The sequence below is a fragment of the Nostoc sp. CHAB 5836 genome, from assembly GCF_020829445.1.
Lineage (GTDB): Bacteria > Cyanobacteriota > Cyanobacteriia > Cyanobacteriales > Nostocaceae > Nostoc.
Genome location: NZ_JAIVFV010000306.1, coordinates 1 through 4,197, shown reverse-complemented (window position 1 = coordinate 4,197; position 4,197 = coordinate 1). Strand labels below are relative to the sequence as shown.

The window sequence follows — 4,197 nt, the reverse complement described above, 5'->3', positions numbered from 1 at the left end:
ATAAGATTTCAGGTGAACTCACCCACGATTTACGCATACAAGCGATAGTGCTTGCCTATAACATCAGCCATATTCTGACTTTAAACCCAAAAGACTTTGTAGAAGTTGAAGGAATTACTATTGTTCATCCCAATAGCATAAACAGCTAGAGCCTGGGATTTAATGCGATCATAATTTTTGATAAACAACAACAATTTACCCATCAACAGTTATCTTTAATTGTAACGGGGCAGGTAAACCAACTCACTTATGAGCCGAATCATCGCAGTTTTTAATCAGGCGGGAGGTGTTGCCAAAACCACCCTTACCCAAAACCTGGGCTACCAAATAGCACAATTGGGTCATCGTGTTCTGCTCATCGACATAGACCCCCAAGCCAGCTTGACTATCTTTATGGGCTTGGTTCCAAGAGACATAGAGCAAACCGTCAACAATGCCATTGTGGATGAACAACCTCTGCCAATTCATGAGGGGATTCACGGCATGGATTTAGCACCTGCCAACATCTCTCTGAGTACGGCAGAAATGCAATTGGTTAGTGCTTCCATGCGCGATTTTCGCCTGAAAGAAGCTATCGAACCAATTGAATCAGATTACGATTTTATATTAATAGATTGCCCTCCCAGCTTAGGGCTACTAAGTTACATCTCCCTTGTAGCTGCCACTCATGTTCTCGTGCCTCTGGAAACCCATTTCAAAGCCTTTGAGGGAACAGGCGAACTCTTAAAAACGGTTGCTACAGTACGCAATAAACCCAACCGCAAACTGCAAATTGCCGGATTTGTGCCTACAAAATACGATGCCCGTAACTCCCAGGACACTCGTACCCTAGCAGCCATTACCGAACAACTAGCCAGCGCCGGAACAGTCTTTGCCCCGATTCCTCGCTCCACTGCTTTTGTTGATGCTTCAGAAGAACGAATGCCCCTAGCTGTGTATGAACCAAAGCACCCATCTGTTGCAATCTTGAAAAAAATAGCCGTTAGCATAGAATCCTTAAAATGAGACACACTAAAGCCAGCCAGCCCCTCAAAAGTAAAATTGAAGTACCTTGGGACACTACAGGCATAAACAACGCTGATTCTCAAGTGTCCATGCCATTAGAGCAGATTTCTCTGCCGCCGAATCAACCGCGTCGTTACTTTGACTCCGAGGCATTAAAACAGTTAACTGAATCTATCAAACAGCATGGCATCCTGCAACCCATTTTAGTACGCCCCCTTGATGGATCAAAACACGAATTAGTAGCAGGAGAGCGCCGCTATCGTGCTGCCTTAAGTATTGGGTTGAAAGTTGTCCCCGTCGTCATTAGAGAGTTAGACGACAACGCAGCTTTTCAATTTGCACTTATAGAAAACTTACTTCGAGCAGACCTCAACCCAGTTGAAGAAACTGAAGGCATACTGCAACTGCTGGCTCTCAAGCTAGGTCGAAGTATTGAGGAAATTCCGCCATTCCTGCGCCGCTTGCAACACGAACGCAAAGAAGCGGCCAATTCTTCCAATAACGTTATTGGAAGACAGAAATCAGCCTCAGATGATGCGAGTTCGGATGATGTTGTCAAAGATGAATCCAAGAAATTAGATGATGACAATAGTGTTATTGTCAAGGATGAAGATAAGAATTTAGATGTTTCCAATAACGTTATTGTCAAAGATGGAAACGATGAAACTCATGGCTCAACCCCAGTAAATCCAGACCTAAAAATTGTTGAAGAAGTGTTTGATGGCTTGGGTTTAATGACTTGGGAATCGTTTGCTAATAATCGCCTGCCACTGCTAAACCTCCCAGAAGACATCCTTGAGGCACTACGCTTTGGCTCCCTTGAGTACACCAAAGCCAAAGCGATCGCCCAGATTAAGGATACTTCGGAGCGCGTTGCATTTTTAGAACAAGCTCTTGCTCAAAACTGGTCTTTAAGCGAAATCAGACAGCGCATTACTGAAAATAAAACCCCAGCCTCTACCCCAAACACCGAATCTAACGATTACAAAGAGCGCTTTACTGCTGCGACTACCAAACTAAGAAAGTCCCGTATTTGGTCAGACCCCAAGAAGCGCAAGCAAATAGAAAAACTACTTGCACAACTAGAGACGCTGACAAATGTTGAGTAACCTTACATACCAAAACCAGGACGTAGAAGGCAGAAAGCTCAAATATTTTTTATACTTAGCTTGTGTTCCTTTTTAAGTTTAAGTCCCCATGCTAGAGTCAGAAAAACTTATCCAGATAGTACAATCCTGGCTAGGCTACATCAGGTTAGAAGAACTGACTCAAGCTGAGGTTGAGCGTTCTTCAGATATCTATTCAAAAGTAGTAGATAAGGGAGTGCAGCTTGTTGGCAACAAGCTACTGTTAGATAGCGAAGTATTTACGCAATTCCAGCAACAGCAACAAGCAGCCAAGAGAGGCAACAAAAATGATGTTCAGATGGCTGTTGCTTTCCCACAAATTTATATAATCCAAGGGAAGGGAAAAGAGCAAAAGCTGAAATACCTACCTCTGTTCACAATTGATATTTCACCCATCTTTAAAGGTAATTACCGCAAAACTGGCTGGGACTTGACCGAATACGAGTTTCAGCCAGTGGTTGTTAATTTGATGCGACTGTACGGGCTAGAGGAGGAGCAAGCCGAATCACTGATTGTTGCTTCAGGAATTGGAAAATTTTTAGAAGATACATTTAAAGGAAGATTCCCAACGCTTCGAGACTTCCTAGAACTGGTAGACTTACCCGAAGGAAACTACAAAACCTCTCGACAACCTTATTTGCTACGCTGCGACTTTACACCCTATAACGCCCTTCTCAAGCAAGACATACAAGAAATCCTTAAGGAACTTCAACAACCTGAGTGTAATAGCGAATGGCTAACTGAAACTCACCCAGCAATGCAGTACATCTGTGGTCAGCCAAAATCACCCAAAGATGAGGTGATATTCTGGGGGGCTTTCCCCGATCATGCGCCTGATGAATTTCAAGCCTCTGTTCTCAAACACGCCCAAGAGAACTTATTAACTGCTGTTTGTGGGCCACCCGGAACTGGAAAAACAGAAGTGTTTCTCCACCTCATAGCACAGCAAGTAGTGAATCGGGCGTTACGGCTTGTTCGCGGTGAAGATGATGCAAATAATTTAATACTTTTTGTCGGCACTAATAACAGTACCATTAAAAAATTCCAACAACGACTGACTATAAATTCTTCTGCTCAACAGTTTTATCTTCCTGGCGGCAACCAAACTATTATTCGTAAGGAAACTCTACCCAAACTGCAATCAAGCCAAGATTGGCTGCGTCAGACTGAATTTAATCAATCTGCTTGGGAGCAAGCCAAACTCGAATTACTGCAAGCATCAAGTGAAATTCAAAAACTTATAGAGCAAGACCGCTTGAATACTGCTCAAAAAGTCACTGATTTTGAACGGCGATCGCAATTGGATGTAGAAATCCAATCTCTCAATAACGATATTTATGCTACTGATTCCAAGTTACAACCCCTAACTGAACAACTGTTAAGTTTGGCTCCTTATGCAAATTTCCCCATTGATGCTTACCAGCAGATACAAGAAGCTTTATCCCAGGCAGAACGCGAACTGCCAAAAGAGTCTGACTCTATCACCAAACGCGCCTTGAACTGGCTTAATGCTACTACCGATCAGCGAATTTTCCGCCGGTTGGCTTTGCGAATCAACGCTGCTGTGTTAAACACCTTGGCGACAGGGCATCCCTTTCAGATCCCCCTTGACCACCCTAGTTTAACCGCAGCCCAGGCTTCTGTTACCCAAAAACTCGATTTTTCACAGCAATGGCAGAGTCTTCACCAAAAAGCCACTGAAATTCAAACCCAGCTAACAGCTTTAAATAAGGAACTAGAGTTAAAACAAGCAGAACATCAACAAATTCAGAAACAAATCGATAGTTACCCCCAAGAGGATTTCTACAGTCGTTTTTACCGCGACCACCACAAATTACAGCTAGAACTCTTTCAACGTGCCTGGGCGTTTCTGTTGCAACGACCCCCAACAAATTGAGCCAATAGTTAATCTTTGCGACGATACCATCAAACAATATCTTTGGACTTTGGACAAAAAAGAAGTGTTCGCGTATGTATTACGCGAATAAATGATTAATCTTGTTTATAGTTACCAGCAAAAAAAAAGCATAGCCACCAGAACCCCAAGGTATAGTAATATAAACTA

Annotated in this window: 3 protein-coding genes; all 3 read left to right on the top strand. The window is 43.0% G+C overall.

Annotation, left to right across the window (positions count from 1 at the left end; translation table 11 throughout):
• Window positions 1–249: 249 nt before the first annotated feature.
• The 3 genes from LC605_RS31460 to LC605_RS31450 all read left to right on the top strand — a co-directional run bounded on the left by LC605_RS31460 (window position 250) and on the right by LC605_RS31450 (window position 4,029).
• Window positions 250–1,005 (top strand): ParA family protein, encoded by a 756-nt coding sequence (locus tag LC605_RS31460; RefSeq protein WP_229551320.1) that lies wholly within the window; start codon window positions 250–252, stop codon window positions 1,003–1,005.
• Window positions 1,002–2,114 (top strand): ParB/RepB/Spo0J family partition protein, encoded by a 1,113-nt coding sequence (locus tag LC605_RS31455; RefSeq protein ID WP_229551319.1) that lies wholly within the window; start codon window positions 1,002–1,004, stop codon window positions 2,112–2,114. Before LC605_RS31460 ends, LC605_RS31455 begins: the two co-directional genes overlap by 4 nt.
• Before the next feature lie 88 nt (window positions 2,115–2,202).
• Window positions 2,203–4,029 carry a hypothetical protein gene (locus LC605_RS31450; RefSeq protein WP_229551318.1) on the top strand — a complete coding sequence of 609 codons (1,827 nt, stop codon included), beginning with the start codon at window positions 2,203–2,205 and terminating at the stop codon, window positions 4,027–4,029.
• The last annotated feature ends 168 nt before the right edge of the window (window positions 4,030–4,197 follow it).

What these genes read in the sequence shown, in the direction of transcription:
- LC605_RS31460 (WP_229551320.1), top strand. Translation starts at nt 250, where the DNA reads ATGAGCCGAATCATCGCAGTTTTTAATCAGGCGGGAGGTGTTGCCAAA.
- LC605_RS31455 (WP_229551319.1), top strand. Translation starts at nt 1,002, where the DNA reads ATGAGACACACTAAAGCCAGCCAGCCCCTCAAAAGTAAAATTGAAGTA.
- LC605_RS31450 (WP_229551318.1), top strand. Translation starts at nt 2,203, where the DNA reads ATGCTAGAGTCAGAAAAACTTATCCAGATAGTACAATCCTGGCTAGGC.